Origin of the sequence: Mesorhizobium sp. M1295 (assembly GCF_040318135.1) — a bacterium.
Lineage (GTDB): Bacteria > Pseudomonadota > Alphaproteobacteria > Rhizobiales > Rhizobiaceae > Mesorhizobium.
In genome coordinates this window covers 13,377-25,393 of the sequence record NZ_JAMYLU010000026.1, presented here as the reverse complement: position 1 = coordinate 25,393, position 12,017 = coordinate 13,377, and the positions used below count along the sequence as shown (strand labels likewise).

18 protein-coding genes are annotated in these 12,017 nt (G+C 61.9%); 13 read left to right on the top strand and 5 right to left on the bottom strand.

The window, feature by feature from the left end; genetic code table 11:
• The first annotated feature begins 6 nt into the window (after positions 1-6).
• From NKH29_RS27295 to NKH29_RS27265, 7 genes are all read left to right on the top strand, one after another.
• Positions 7-1,029 (top strand): zinc-dependent alcohol dehydrogenase, encoded by a 1,023-nt coding sequence (locus tag NKH29_RS27295; RefSeq protein ID WP_352791308.1) that lies wholly within the window; start codon positions 7-9, stop codon positions 1,027-1,029.
• Positions 1,030-1,060: 31 nt separating this feature from the next.
• Entirely contained in the window at positions 1,061-1,792 is a 732-nt protein-coding gene (gene hutC, locus NKH29_RS27290; RefSeq protein WP_023716549.1) for a histidine utilization transcriptional repressor HutC, read from the top strand.
• 215 nt (positions 1,793-2,007) lie between these two features.
• Positions 2,008-3,009: an ABC transporter substrate-binding protein gene (locus NKH29_RS27285; RefSeq protein ID WP_502898267.1), complete on the top strand. Its 1,002-nt coding sequence runs from the start codon at positions 2,008-2,010 to the stop codon at positions 3,007-3,009.
• Between the two features lie 97 nt (positions 3,010-3,106).
• The gene (locus tag NKH29_RS27280) at positions 3,107-3,904 is read left to right on the top strand and encodes an ABC transporter permease (RefSeq protein ID WP_245278504.1); all 798 of its coding nucleotides are present in this window, start codon (positions 3,107-3,109) and stop codon (positions 3,902-3,904) included.
• Positions 3,905-3,914: 10 nt separating this feature from the next.
• Positions 3,915-4,697, top strand: a complete 783-nt coding sequence (locus NKH29_RS27275; protein WP_352482875.1) for an ABC transporter ATP-binding protein — start codon at positions 3,915-3,917, stop codon at positions 4,695-4,697.
• 399 nt (positions 4,698-5,096) lie between these two features.
• On the top strand, positions 5,097-5,465 hold the full coding sequence (locus NKH29_RS27270; protein ID WP_353001018.1) for a YciI family protein: 369 nt from the start codon (positions 5,097-5,099) through the stop codon (positions 5,463-5,465).
• Positions 5,466-5,583: 118 nt separating this feature from the next.
• The gene (locus NKH29_RS27265; RefSeq protein ID WP_352816945.1) at positions 5,584-6,840 is read left to right on the top strand and encodes an RNA polymerase sigma factor; all 1,257 of its coding nucleotides are present in this window, start codon (positions 5,584-5,586) and stop codon (positions 6,838-6,840) included.
• A 64-nt stretch (positions 6,841-6,904) separates the two neighbouring features.
• Here NKH29_RS27265 and NKH29_RS27260 read toward each other — a convergent pair whose 3' ends face one another.
• From NKH29_RS27260 to NKH29_RS27245, 4 genes are all read right to left on the bottom strand, one after another.
• Positions 6,905-7,312, bottom strand: coding sequence for a PIN domain-containing protein (locus NKH29_RS27260; RefSeq protein ID WP_352482870.1), 408 nt, complete (start codon positions 7,310-7,312; stop codon positions 6,905-6,907).
• A complete protein-coding gene (locus NKH29_RS27255; RefSeq protein WP_023716557.1) occupies positions 7,302-7,532 on the bottom strand; it encodes an AbrB/MazE/SpoVT family DNA-binding domain-containing protein in 231 nt (76 codons plus the stop codon). The genes NKH29_RS27260 and NKH29_RS27255 overlap by 11 nt, the downstream gene beginning before the upstream one ends.
• 100 nt (positions 7,533-7,632) lie before the next feature.
• Positions 7,633-8,058, bottom strand: a complete 426-nt coding sequence (locus tag NKH29_RS27250; RefSeq protein WP_352482869.1) for a type II toxin-antitoxin system VapC family toxin — start codon at positions 8,056-8,058, stop codon at positions 7,633-7,635.
• Entirely contained in the window at positions 8,058-8,300 is a 243-nt protein-coding gene (locus NKH29_RS27245; RefSeq protein WP_352493885.1) for a type II toxin-antitoxin system Phd/YefM family antitoxin, read from the bottom strand. Before NKH29_RS27245 ends, NKH29_RS27250 begins: the two co-directional genes overlap by 1 nt.
• Before the next feature lie 199 nt (positions 8,301-8,499).
• Between NKH29_RS27245 and NKH29_RS27240 the strand changes: the two genes are divergently transcribed.
• From NKH29_RS27240 to NKH29_RS27215, 6 genes are all read left to right on the top strand, one after another.
• On the top strand, positions 8,500-8,823 hold the full coding sequence (locus tag NKH29_RS27240; RefSeq protein ID WP_023716560.1) for an ArsR/SmtB family transcription factor: 324 nt from the start codon (positions 8,500-8,502) through the stop codon (positions 8,821-8,823).
• The gene (locus tag NKH29_RS27235; RefSeq protein ID WP_023716561.1) at positions 8,820-9,230 is read left to right on the top strand and encodes an SRPBCC family protein; all 411 of its coding nucleotides are present in this window, start codon (positions 8,820-8,822) and stop codon (positions 9,228-9,230) included. Before NKH29_RS27240 ends, NKH29_RS27235 begins: the two co-directional genes overlap by 4 nt.
• Positions 9,231-9,304: 74 nt before the next feature.
• Positions 9,305-9,697: a VOC family protein gene (locus NKH29_RS27230; protein ID WP_352482865.1), complete on the top strand. Its 393-nt coding sequence runs from the start codon at positions 9,305-9,307 to the stop codon at positions 9,695-9,697.
• An 86-nt stretch (positions 9,698-9,783) separates the two neighbouring features.
• Positions 9,784-10,014 (top strand): hypothetical protein, encoded by a 231-nt coding sequence (locus NKH29_RS27225; RefSeq protein ID WP_023716563.1) that lies wholly within the window; start codon positions 9,784-9,786, stop codon positions 10,012-10,014.
• A 4-nt stretch (positions 10,015-10,018) separates the two neighbouring features.
• Complete coding sequence (locus NKH29_RS27220) at positions 10,019-10,489, top strand: DUF1801 domain-containing protein (protein ID WP_023716564.1); 471 nt, start codon at positions 10,019-10,021, stop codon at positions 10,487-10,489.
• A gap of 89 nt (positions 10,490-10,578) precedes the next feature.
• Positions 10,579-10,980, top strand: coding sequence for a DUF1801 domain-containing protein (locus NKH29_RS27215; RefSeq protein WP_352792011.1), 402 nt, complete (start codon positions 10,579-10,581; stop codon positions 10,978-10,980).
• Here the strand turns inward: NKH29_RS27215 and NKH29_RS27210 are convergent, their stop codons facing one another.
• Positions 10,981-11,889, bottom strand: coding sequence for a dihydrodipicolinate synthase family protein (locus tag NKH29_RS27210; RefSeq protein WP_352590435.1), 909 nt, complete (start codon positions 11,887-11,889; stop codon positions 10,981-10,983). It abuts the gene before it with no gap.
• Positions 11,890-12,017: the final 128 nt, after the last annotated feature.

Here is a 12,017-nt window from a genome sequence, read left to right as displayed (position 1 = left end):
ATGACGATGAGGGCGGCACGACTCCATGGACCCGGCGACTTGCGCGTCGAGAATATCGCCGCGCCAGGCGGTCCCGAGGTGGGCTGGGTGAAGCTGAGGGTCGATGCCGCAGGCATCTGCGGTTCCGATCTCCACAACTTCCGCACGGGCCAGTGGATAAGCCGGTCGCCTTCGACGGCAGGCCATGAACTGACAGGCACGGTGATCGCCATCGGCGAGGGCGTGGACACCGTAGCTGTTGGCGACCGAGTGGTCGCCGATTCCCGCTTCTGGTGCGGAGAGTGCGCGCAATGCCATGCAGGCAGGCGGCATCTTTGCTCGTCGCTGGGCTTTGTTGGCGAAATATGCGACGGCGGATTTGCCGAACAAGCGGTCCTGCCCGCACGCCTGCTGCACGTCGTCGATACCGCGCTTGACGAACGGGTCGCGGCGATGGCCGAGCCGCTGGCTGTAGCGTTGCATGCAGTGCGGCGTCTGCCGAAAACGGTCGGCTCCGTTCTTGTCGTCGGCTGCGGCACCATTGGCGGTCTTGCCGCGCTGCTGCTCTCTCGAACCTTCGCAGGTACCGTGCTCGTCGCCGATCGCAACCCTGGCCGATGCGCCCGGGTGGCGCGGGTGACAGACGCCAGCATCGTCGACTTGAACCGGGACGCCATTGCCGCGGCGACCGCGGATGCCCCCTTGCTCGCTGCCGTCGAAGCGACCGGCAGTATCGCAGTACTCTGCCAGCTGCTCGGCGTTCTCGATGCCGGCGGCACCGTTGCGATGGTCGGCATATTCCATGGGCGCCTCGATATCGATCCCAACATCCTGGTTGAACGCGAAATCACATTGCTGGGATGCCACGCCTTTGCAGATGAGCTTCCCGACGCCATCCGGATGCTCGGCGAATTGACCGAGCCCATGGTCGAACTGATCGACCGCGAGATCGGTCTGGATGATGTTCCCGCAGCCTATGAGCGGCTGTTGGCGGGGCAGGGCGATGGCTTGAAAACAATCATCCGGATGCGGTCTGCCGGGCGCGTGTGATTTCCGAACGTTGCCGGAAAGGATTTTTGAAATGATCTCTTTGCCCGACACCGCCAGCCCTCTTTACGAGAAGGTCAAGGACTACATCCTGACGAACATCGGAACGGGGCGATGGAGCAAGGATCGGAAGCTGCCGTCCGAAAATGAATTCGTGGCGACACTCGGCGTGTCTCGGATGACGGTTCATCGTGCCTTGCGGGAGTTGACCTCTGCGGGTTTTCTGATCCGGCTCCAGGGCGTCGGCACATTCATCGCGCCACCTCGACCGCAATCCGCACTGATCGAAATCAACAACATCGCAGCGGAAATTGTCGCGCGGGGAAACAGGCATCGCTCCGCGGTTATCGTCCTCGAAGAGATCATGCCGACAAAGGAACTCGCGCTTTCGTTCGAGTTCGCAAAGCGCGCGTCGATCTATCATTCCATTGTCGTCAACTTCGAGAACGACCTGCCTGTGCAACTGGAAGAGCGCTTCGTCAACCCGGGCCTGATACCCGACTATGACAAGCAGGATTTTTCCAGGACAGCAACCTACGACTATCTCATGCAGAAAACCCCGGTGACGGAGGTCGAGCATATCATTTCGGCGACCCCTGCCGATGCCGAAACGGCGCGGCATCTGGGCATCGATGCCGGCAGCTGCTGCCTGCTTCTGCATCGCCGGACATGGACGGGCGCCGTCGTTGCCACGATCAGCAAGCTGACTTACGTTGGAAGCCGCTACTCGCTTGGCAGTCGGTATTCTCCGTCCAAAAAAACCTGATCGCAGTGAAGCGATTCAGAGAGGTCTGACTTGTATATGCATGTATGTATTTAGCCTTGACATCCGCTGTTGCTGACGTTGAAGTGTCGTCGCACTTCGGTTGAACTGACGCTAAGATGCCGAGGCACGGTGCCGCAAGAGCAGAAGCCCGCATTCTCACCAGGCCGGATGTTTGGTTCAAAAAAAGCGGCCTGATCATCAAGGGGAACAAGACGATGCGTAACCTAGCAGGACAATTTCGGGCACTCGTTATGGCTGCTGCCGTCGGGTTCGCCCCGGCGGCCTACGCGGCCGATACAACCATTCCGGCGACGCCTGAGGCAGGAACATTCAAGATCGGCATCGAGCCATGGCTTGGCTACGGCCAGTGGCACGTCGCCGAAGCCAAGGGTCTGTTCAAGGCAAACGGGCTGTCCGACGTACAGATCGTGAACTTCGCCGAGGACAAGGACATCAACGCCGCCTTGGCCAGCGGCCAGCTCGATGCCGCCAATATCGCGACCCACACGGCCATGGGCATGGTTGCGGCCGGCCTGCCGGTGAAGATCGTGCTTCTGCTCGACGTCAGCATGACGGCGGACGCCATGATCGCCGGCAAGGACATCGCGTCCGTCGCAGACCTCAAGGGAAAGCAGGTCGCTTTCGAGGAAGGCACGACGAGCGACATCCTGCTCAAATACGCGCTGGCCAAGAACGGCATGTCCATCGCCGATGTCCAGCCGGTTCCGATGCCGGCGGCGGATGCCGGCAGTGCGTTGATCGCTGGCCAGGTGCCGGTCGCGGTTACCTATGAGCCCTATCTCACCGCGGCCAGGGCGCAGAACAAGGATGTCAAGCTGCTCTTCACCGCGGGCGAAGATCCCGGCCTGATCAGCGACGTGTTCGTGGTGCGCGATGAGGTGATCAAGTCGCGTCCCGGCCAGGTGCTTGCCATGATCAAAACCTGGGATGCGGCCCTGAAGGCCTACAACGCCGACACGCCCGACGGCCGGGCGATCATCTCCAAGGCGGTCGGTTCGAGCGTCGAAGACCTCAACACCGCCTTTGATGGCGTGCGTTACTATACTCTCGCCGAAAACAAGGATGCGCTGACGGGCGAATTTTCCACCAAGACATTCGCCGAGGTCGAGGCGGCCGCCAAGAACGCCGGGCTGCTTCAGGCGGACGTGACGCCGGAGCAGATGATCGACCCGTCATTCGTCAAGGCCGCGAAATGACGAGGGCCGGCTCGCGGTGGTGACGCAAATGTCCGAGCAGCGTGCGACCAAGCCAAGCCCGTCTCACGCAGCACCGGGGCCGGTGACCAAACAGCCGATGCGCCGTCGCCGATCCTCCGGGATCGGCGCGCCTATCGCACGCTCGCGCTTCCTGATGATAGCGGTGGCCGTCTTTGCCGGCCTCGGCCTCGCCTGGTGGGCGGCAACGGGGCTTGGGCTGGTAAAGCCGATTTTCCTGCCCTCGCCGGGAAGCGTGGTGACCCAACTCGGCAAGCTCGCGGGTGACGGCACGCTGTGGCTGGATCTCAGGACCTCGATATACCGTATTTCCATTGGCTTCCTCATCGCCTCGGCCCTGGCGATTCCGATTGGCGTGCTGATCGGCAGCTTCCGGACCTGGGAAGCGGCGATCGAGCCGCTTGTGGATTTCATCCGCTACATGCCGGTGGTCGCGTTCGTGCCCCTCTCCATCCTGTGGTCCGGGACGGGCGATGCGCAGAAGTTCCTGATCATCTTCATCGGCACCTTCTTCCAGCAGGTGCTGATGATCATGGACAATGTGAAGCGGGTTCCCGCTGATTTCATTGGCCTTGGCAGGACGCTCGGCCTGCCGGATCGCAAGATCCTGACGCGCATCGTGGTTCCCAGCGCCTTGCCAGGCATCTGGGATACGCTGCGCATCAGTCTCGGCTGGGCATGGACCTGGCTGGTGTTGGCGGAACTTGTCGCGGCGACATCAGGCCTCGGCTACCGCATCACCGTGTCCCAGCGCTATTTCCAGACAAACACCATCATCGGCTACATCCTGCTGCTGGGCGTGCTTGGTCTCATCACCGACCAGGTCATGAAGGCACTGGGAAAAGTGTTGTTCCGGCAGGAGGGCCACGTGCAATGAGGCCGGGCCGATGAGTTTGCCCAAATTGGGGATCAAAGGTCTCCACAAGAGCTTCGGCACGGGCGCGCGGCGCACGGAAGTGTTGCGCGATATCAATCTCGATCTTGCCGACAACGAGTTCGTCTCGCTGGTAGGCACGTCGGGTTGCGGCAAGAGCACGCTGCTGTCGATCGTTGCCGGACTGCAGGATTTCGACGCAGGAGATCTTGCCATCGATGGCTCGCCGATCCTGCAGCCGGGTCTCGACCGCGGCGTCGTCTTCCAGTCCTACACCCTGCTTCCCTGGCTGACGGCGCAGCAGAATATCGAGTTCGCGCTCAAGGCCGCGGGTCATGATCGCGCGACCTGCCGCAGGATAGCACGCGAGCATCTCGATCTGGTCAAGCTCCCGCACAGCGCCAATCGCTATCCGTCTGAGCTTTCGGGCGGCATGAAGCAACGTGTGGCTATAGCGCGTGCTCTTTCCTATCGACCCAAAATGCTTCTGATGGACGAGCCCTTTGGCGCGCTCGATGCCTTGACCAGGCATCATATGCAGGAACTCCTGACGCAGATCTGGGAGGAGCACAGGCTGACCGTGCTTTTCGTCACCCATGATGTGGAAGAAGCCGTCTACCTGTCGGACCGCATCGTTGTGATGGGGATCGGCCCGGGACGCATCATGCAGACCTTCAATGTCGACATCGAGCGCCCGCGCCGGGAAGAGGTCATGGAAACCCCGGCTTTCATGGATTTGCAGCGCAGCGTGCACAAGGCGATCCGCGAGGCTTCAAAACGTCCCGAAATGGTTTAGGCGGGTCACTCATGCGTGTCAGGTCCAAGAGCAGCGCAACGAACGCGGCTGGGTGCGGGGATCGTCTCGGAAGACGGAGTTTCAGCCGGATGACGCCTGATGCCGCTACGGATTGCCGATCACAAGCCGGTTCACAGGTTCATTCGCGGCCGTCTGAAGGGTAGCAGGAGCTTCGCCCGATCAAGGCATTCATGAAACTCGTGTTCGAGCTTGTGACTCGGGCGCCCGTCAAGCGCCCAATCTCAATATCGCACCGTCGCGATTCCTGACCCGGAAGCGGCCATTGGCGTCCCGCGCCTCAACCGTCGAAAAAAATTTGCAGGACAATGTCGATTTCCTAAACTTCGTTCGTCGTTCCGATGCCGGCCTATGAGGCCGGCTCAAACAAGGAGACAGACGATGCGTGTGATGGTGCTCGTGAAGGCCACCGAGGACAGCGAAAAGGGCTTTCTCCCCACGCCCGAGGCTAAGGAGGCGATGGAGGCGATGGGCACATTTAACGATGAGCTGCGCAATGCCGGCATCTTGCTCGACGCCGACGGCCTCAAGCCCTCCTCGCAGGGCAAGCGCGTTGCGTTTGATGGTTCCCGCCGCACCGTCATCGACGGGCCTTTCGCCGAGACCCGCGAGCTGGTCGCCGGCTTTTGGCTTTGGGAAGTCAAGGATATGGACGAGGCGGTCGCCTGGGTGAAGCGCTGCCCCAATCCCACGCCGGGACCGAGCGAGATCGAAATCCGGCCGCTGTACGAGATGGCTGATTGGCAATGAAAATCTGATGCCGGAGGTCACGGAAATCCATGACCGAACGCGCGAGAAGCTCAGCGGCAACCGAGACTGTCGGCCGCAATCTGCTTGCCTCCGTTATGGCTTTGGCCGACAAGGCAGCATGACTGCAGGCGAGACGCACCAGGCGATCGAAGCGATTTTTCGCATTGAACGGGCCCGACTCATCGCGGGTCTGGTCCGCCTCGTGCGCAATGTCGACCTTGCAGAGGAACTGGTGCAAGACGCCCTGGTCATAGCCCTGTCCGAATGGTCCAAGGCCGGCGTGCCGGCCAATCCCGGCGCTTGGCTGATGACGGCCGCCAAACGCCGCGCCATCGACGCGATCCGTCGCGACAAGATGCGCGGGCGCAAGCATGAGGAGATCGCGCGGGAGCTTGACGGCGAGTGCAACGGCGCGGCCGAGGTGATCGAAATGGCTATCAACGACGATCTTGGCGACGAGCTGCTGGGCCTCATCTTCACAGCCTGCCACCCCGTACTTTCGGCCGACGCCCGCGCGGCGCTCACGCTGCGTGTCATCGGCGGTCTGACGACGGACGAGATCGCCCGTGCTTTCCTGTCGAGCGAGGTGACCATCGCCCAGCGCATCGTCCGCGCAAAGAAGACGATCGGAAAGGCCGGGCTCAGCTTTGAGGTGCCGCGCGGTGCCGAGCGTGCGGCGCGTCTGTCCTCGGTGCTGGAGGTCATCTATCTCATCTTCAATGAAGGCTATGCTGCCACGGCCGGCGACGACCTTGTCCGGCCGGGCCTGTGCCTGGAGGCACAACGGCTGGGCCGTATGCTGGCGGGGCTGATGCCCGAGGATGCCGAAGTGTTCGGCCTGCTGGCTCTGATGGAAATCCAGGCATCGCGCCTGCCCGCACGCATCGGGCCGGACGGCGCCCTCTTGACCCTGACCGAGCAAAACCGCGCACGCTGGGACCAACTGCTGATCCGCCGAGGCCTTGACGCGCTGGCCCGCGCCGAAGCTCTCGGGGGCGATGGCCCCTATGCGTTACAAGCCGCGCTTGCAGTCTGCCATGCGCGGGCGCGCAGTCCGGCCGATACCGATTGGCCCCGCATCGCAGCGCTCTACGACCGGCTGCGAGCAGTGATGCCCTCGCCGGTGGTCGATCTCAATCGAGCGGTCGCCCACAGCATGGCCTTCGGGCCTGAGGCGGGCCTGCGGCTGGTAGACGAGATTGCCGGCGCCGCCGCCCTGCGCAACTATGCGCCATTGCCGGCAGCGAGGGGCGACTTTCTGTTTCGGGCCGGCCGGCTGGCCGAGGCCCGCGCCGAATTCGAGGCGGCGGCCAAGCTCACCCGCAACGTACGTGAAGCGGCCTTTCTCCTCGCCCGCGCCGACGCTTGTGGTTGAAGCATCGCCCTCGGTGCCTGAAACGCCGCTCGGCAAGGCCGAAAGCCGCCTTCAATGAGCGAGATCAACCCGCAACGCGAAAGGGATTAACGATGCGCAAGCCATCGCCGAGCGCCATTCCGTGCTGCATATCCTCTGACAAAAGTGTATCGCAGCCAGCGTGAATCGCCGCGGACGCGATCATCGCGTCATAGGTAGAAAGGCTGTACCGCTCGGCGAGCCTCAATCCTGTTTCGTGGGTCTCGAGCGTGAGCGGATGAACCGTCAACAGGCCGCGCAGCGTGGTCAGCAGCGCATGCGTGTCGGTCCATGACATTTGCATCTTCCGACGCGCGACGTTGGCGAGTTCGTTGAGAACCTGCACGCTGATCGCCCCGCCAGCAGCGATGGCCGCCTCGGCCCGATCAGCCTTCGCCGTATCGCTTGACGCGATATAAAGTAGGACATTGGTATCAAAAAAACTAACGGGCATTCGCCTTATCCCGATCGAATTTGAAGTCAGCGGGGAGCCGACCACGGAAGGCGCGGAGACGCTTCAGCAACTCCTCGCGCCCGGGCTTCCGCGCCACGCCAAGCTGGCGGGCGTCAGCGACATGGATTTCGATCTCATCGCCTTCCCTGAGTTCAAGCGCTTCGACCACAGCGGCGGGAAGGCGGACCGCAAGACTGTTTCCCCATTTGGCGACCTGCATGCCACTTCCTCTCCTAGATATACGCCAGGAGAAATGTATATCCAGAAGTGGTCGAGATCAAGGCAACTTGGGATATATGCATTTGAAGGAGGAGCCTTGATCATGCCAGCAACTGCGTCGGCACGCCGAGTATCGGCCCTGCCTCGGCGAGCCGCTGGTCGAGGGTTCGCACCGTGGCGCCATGCTCGGATGCCGTCGCGAGGTGCAGGGCGTCGCCAGCACGAAGCCCGAGCGTATGCTGATCGGCGAATTTCGCGGCGACCCGAAAATGCCCGCCCGTCACCGGCAGCACGGTGAAGCTCTCGGCGACCAGCTTGTTGAACATCGCGAGCGCTGCTGCGCGCTGCTCCAGGTCAATCTGTCCGGTCCGAAGCTTGATCGCCATGGCGGAGGACATCTCGGTGATGGTCCAGTCGCTGATCACAAGTTGCGCTGGGTCCTGCTCCGCCAGCCAGCCCTGAACGCGCGCGGTCATGGCTTCGTTGGATAGCGCTGCTACGATCAGCGAAGTGTCGAGATAAAGCATCAATAGCGATCGCCATCTCGCATCGATCGCACCAGATCGGCGGCGGCCTGAGCCTGCAGAGGCATGGTTGCGGTCAGGGATTGGAGCAGGACGGCGTCGATCCGCCTGCGGGGGCGGGCCACGGCCGTGAGTCGGGCGACCGGCTTGCCACGCCGGGTGATGTCGATCGAGTCTCCAGCCTCGACCCGGTCGACGAGCTCGCTCAGATGTGCCTTGGCGTCCGCCAGATTGACCACGTCCATGTCACGCTCCTGACCATGTAGATGGTCATATAGCGCATCACGCTTGACGATTCCAGCGCAGAGTACGGCGAATGAGCAACTGGCTGCGTGAGCGAAGCAGGTGATCGCTCCTGCAACGAGAATTATGCCGCTTTCCGCTTGACTAATACATATCCCAATGGTTATACATCGATCAATAGCCGAAGGGTTATCGATCCCAATGCCAAACGCTCACGATGTACTCTTCAGAACGCTTGCCGATCCGACTCGGCGCGCTATTTTTGAGCGACTGTGTCGCGAAGGAGAGCAGACGGTCGGGGCTCTGACGGCTCAGGCCGGGATCTCGCAACCGGCCGTGTCGAAGCATCTCGGGGTTTTGAGGCAGGCGGGGCTGGTGCGCGACCGCCATGCAGGACGACAGACCCACTATAGCGCGCAGCTTGCTGCGCTTGCCCCCCTGATCGACTGGACAAGCCAGATGACCGGGTTCTGGCAGAGCCGGTTCGACGACCTCGAAGACCTGCTCAAAAGGATGGACCAGTGAACCGAACGTCGACCGAAACACTCTCCGTTATTGTCGAACGGGAGATCGCTTATCCGCCCGAGAAGATCTGGCGCGCGCTCACGCAACCACACTTGATCGAGGAGTGGCTCATGAAAAACGACTTCAAGCCTGTCGCGGACCACCGTTTTAATCTTCACGCAGCCTGGGGCTCCGTCGAATGTCAGGTCCAGACGGTCGAGCCGAACAGAACGCTGACTTACACGTGGGATACCAAGGATCTCAAGAGTGTCGTCTCCTGGACCCTCACCCCCACGAGTACCGGGGTCCGCTTGCGCATGGAGCAGTCGGGCTTCCGGCCGGATCAGCAGCCTTACTTCCGGGGTGCCAAAGTCGGCTGGCCGAGGTTCTTTGACGATCTGGAGCAGGTTCTGGCGCGGACGGACTGAGGTCCGCGGGCGCTATTCAAGCACGGGCTCTGTTACAGAGCGGCAGATGGCGGGGCGATAATGGAGGCAAGCCAATGAAGATCAAGTTGACCAAAGTATACGTGGATGACCAGGAAAAGGCTCTGGGCTTTTACACCGAAACGCTCGGCTTTACGAAGAAGGCCGATTTCAGCAATGGGCCGTTTCGCTGGCTGACCGTCGCATCACCCGACGAGCCGGACGGTGCCGAGCTGCAACTCGCGCTCAATGACAACCCGGCCGCAAAGACCTACCAGAAAGCCATGTTCCAGCAGGGCCAGCCCGCGGTCATGTTCTTCAGCGACAACATCAAGAGCGACTACGAGCGTATCAAAGCGCGCGGCGCCGAATTCACCATGCCGCCGACCGAAGTAACCGGCTCGACCATCGCCCAGCTGAACGACGGCTGCGGCAATGTCGTTCAAATCACCCAGCTGGCGCGCTGGTAAGGCACGCGTTCAGTGGCGTGGCTGCCCGGCGGGAGTCGCCAAACGGGCCGCCGATCCGCTTCGGTTCGTCTTCAGAGGAGGTCTCAATGGATTGGAACAAATGGGTTCGGCAGATCCACCGCTGGCTGTCGATTATCTTTGCGGCGGTCGTCGCCGCTATCTTCATCAGCCTGGGAGCAGGCAAGGAACCCGCCTACTGGGTATACCTTTTGCCGCTGTTTCCGCTCGGCTTGCTCCTGCTTACCGGTCTGTACATGTTCGTGCTGCCTTACGCTCCCAAGTGGCGCAACGCAGGGGGCACCGGCGCATTGGAGTGAACGCATGGCCAACAAGACGTCCATCAGGTCATTGGCGGTCGCGAAGAAGCCCGCCGCCAACCCTGCCGCTGCCAAGCCGGTCCTCCTCGCAGGCGGCAACCCGCAGATAGCGAAGGCCGATGGCGACGCCCCTGTGCAAGCCTACATCGCGGCCATGCCGGGCTGGAAACGCGACGTCGGGCGCCGCCTCGACGCGCTCATCGTGCGCAGCGTGCCCAACGTGCGCAAGGCCGTCAAATGGAACTCGCCCTTCTATGGCGTAGAGGGTCAAGGCTGGTTCCTCAACTTCCATTGCTTCACAAAGTACATCAAGCTGGCTTTCTTCCGCGGCGCGTCGCTGCATCCTGTCCCTCCAGGCGAGTCCAAGCACAAGGACGTGCGCTACCTCGATATCCGCCAGGACGACCAGCTGGACGAAACTCAACTGGCCGCCTGGGTGAAGCAAGCCAGCCAATTGCCGGGCGAGCGAATGTGAGTGGGAATGCCAGTCATTCCCGCAAACCAGGTGCCGACTAGCGGTATTCATGTGACGGGCGAGCGGCAACAACCCTAGGGAAAGCGACAATGACGATGAAGAGTGGCTCGATGGAAGGAAATGCAGGCAACTCTCCCTCTCAGCTGATAGATGCGAGGATCAGCGAGCTGGGCGATTGGCGAGGCCAGACGCTTTCGCATGTCCGCGCTCTCGTCAAGCAGGCCGACCCGGAAGTGGTCGAGGAGTGGAAGTGGCGAGGCGTTCCGGTGTGGTCGCACGCCGGAATAATCTGCACTGGCGAGACCTACAAGAACGTCGTGAAAGTGACCTTCGCAAAGGGCGCCTCGCTGCAGGACCCTTCAGGCCTGTTCAACTCCAGCCTCGAAGGCAACACCAGGCGCGCCATCGATATCCGTGAGGGCGAGGCTATAAATGAGAATGGGTTCAAGGCGCTGATACGCGCTGCTGCCGCCCTGAACGCTGCCCGATAGTCAGCTCCGGCCGATATGGTCGGCTAGCGGGCCGAGAGCGGCGAGCAAAGCTTCGCCGCTGGTCTGCGTTGCATTCTCGTGCGGCGCGCGCAGGTTCAGCCAGCGCCTGTCGCCCGATCGTGCTGACAGGACCGCCTTCATCGCAGCGATGAGGCCGGCATCCTGGATGATTTTGCGGAACGCCTTGATGCCGGCCTCCGCGTCAGTAATGTCCTCTCCCGCCAGCGTTGCGTCATAGAGGGCCCGGATCGCTGCCGCATTCAGATTGACCGTCGCCGAGATGCACCCCGCAGCACCGTTGGCGAGGCCTTTCGTCAGCTGTGCTTCCGAGCTCGGAAACACCGCGACCTTTGGGGCTGCCGCAATGACCGCCGCGGTGTTGTTCCAGTCACCGGCACTGTCCTTGTAGGCCACCACGACATCGGGAAACGCTTCGCTCAGCCGGGCGGTCAGCGCCGGGCTCACCGGTACGCCGGAATTCTGCGGGATGTGGTAGAGGATCATCCTCATCGCCGGGTTCGCCACCCGTTCGATCAGCTCGCTGTAGTAGCGGGCCTGTCCGTTGTCGCCGGCGGCCGTATAGAAGAACGACGGCAGCACCATCACCCCGGCACAGCCGAGACCGACCGCATGCGCCGTCAGCTCGACGGTTTCGGCAAGTGCTGTGACACCGGTGCCGGGCATCAGATGGCTTGGCGAAATGCCGGCCTCGACCAGCCACTCCAGCGCTTGCATGCGCTCGCGCAACGAGACGGACAACGCCTCGCCCGTGGTACCGAACGGCGACAGGAAATGCGCTCCCTGATCCAGCACCCACTTGGCGTGTGATATCCAGAGGTCGCGGGCAATGCGGCCGTCGTTTTCGAACGGCGTCAGGATCGGTGCGATGGTTCCTTGTGGGCGGATCATGTGCGTCCTTCTACCGGTGAAAATCGGTGCAGTGCTCAACGCCGGCATCAAGAATGTCGAGCAAGCTACATGAAGCAGTGTTGCTGAGTACCGGGCGTTCGACCTCGAAAGCAAGCGGCTCGCGCATA

Excerpts from the sequence above, each read along its gene's own strand:
- NKH29_RS27295 (WP_352791308.1), top strand. The coding sequence starts at position 7 with ATGAGGGCGGCACGACTCCATGGACCCGGCGACTTGCGCGTCGAGAAT.
- hutC (WP_023716549.1), top strand. The coding sequence starts at position 1,061 with ATGATCTCTTTGCCCGACACCGCCAGCCCTCTTTACGAGAAGGTCAAG.
- NKH29_RS27285 (WP_502898267.1), top strand. The coding sequence starts at position 2,008 with ATGCGTAACCTAGCAGGACAATTTCGGGCACTCGTTATGGCTGCTGCC.
- NKH29_RS27280 (WP_245278504.1), top strand. The coding sequence starts at position 3,107 with ATGCGCCGTCGCCGATCCTCCGGGATCGGCGCGCCTATCGCACGCTCG.
- NKH29_RS27275 (WP_352482875.1), top strand. The coding sequence starts at position 3,915 with ATGAGTTTGCCCAAATTGGGGATCAAAGGTCTCCACAAGAGCTTCGGC.
- NKH29_RS27270 (WP_353001018.1), top strand. The coding sequence starts at position 5,097 with ATGCGTGTGATGGTGCTCGTGAAGGCCACCGAGGACAGCGAAAAGGGC.
- NKH29_RS27265 (WP_352816945.1), top strand. The coding sequence starts at position 5,584 with ATGACTGCAGGCGAGACGCACCAGGCGATCGAAGCGATTTTTCGCATT.
- NKH29_RS27260 (WP_352482870.1), bottom strand. The coding sequence starts at position 7,312 with ATGCCCGTTAGTTTTTTTGATACCAATGTCCTACTTTATATCGCGTCA.
- NKH29_RS27255 (WP_023716557.1), bottom strand. The coding sequence starts at position 7,532 with ATGCAGGTCGCCAAATGGGGAAACAGTCTTGCGGTCCGCCTTCCCGCC.
- NKH29_RS27250 (WP_352482869.1), bottom strand. The coding sequence starts at position 8,058 with ATGCTTTATCTCGACACTTCGCTGATCGTAGCAGCGCTATCCAACGAA.
- NKH29_RS27245 (WP_352493885.1), bottom strand. The coding sequence starts at position 8,300 with ATGGACGTGGTCAATCTGGCGGACGCCAAGGCACATCTGAGCGAGCTC.
- NKH29_RS27240 (WP_023716560.1), top strand. The coding sequence starts at position 8,500 with ATGCCAAACGCTCACGATGTACTCTTCAGAACGCTTGCCGATCCGACT.
- NKH29_RS27230 (WP_352482865.1), top strand. The coding sequence starts at position 9,305 with ATGAAGATCAAGTTGACCAAAGTATACGTGGATGACCAGGAAAAGGCT.
- NKH29_RS27225 (WP_023716563.1), top strand. The coding sequence starts at position 9,784 with ATGGATTGGAACAAATGGGTTCGGCAGATCCACCGCTGGCTGTCGATT.
- NKH29_RS27220 (WP_023716564.1), top strand. The coding sequence starts at position 10,019 with ATGGCCAACAAGACGTCCATCAGGTCATTGGCGGTCGCGAAGAAGCCC.
- NKH29_RS27215 (WP_352792011.1), top strand. The coding sequence starts at position 10,579 with ATGACGATGAAGAGTGGCTCGATGGAAGGAAATGCAGGCAACTCTCCC.
- NKH29_RS27210 (WP_352590435.1), bottom strand. The coding sequence starts at position 11,889 with ATGATCCGCCCACAAGGAACCATCGCACCGATCCTGACGCCGTTCGAA.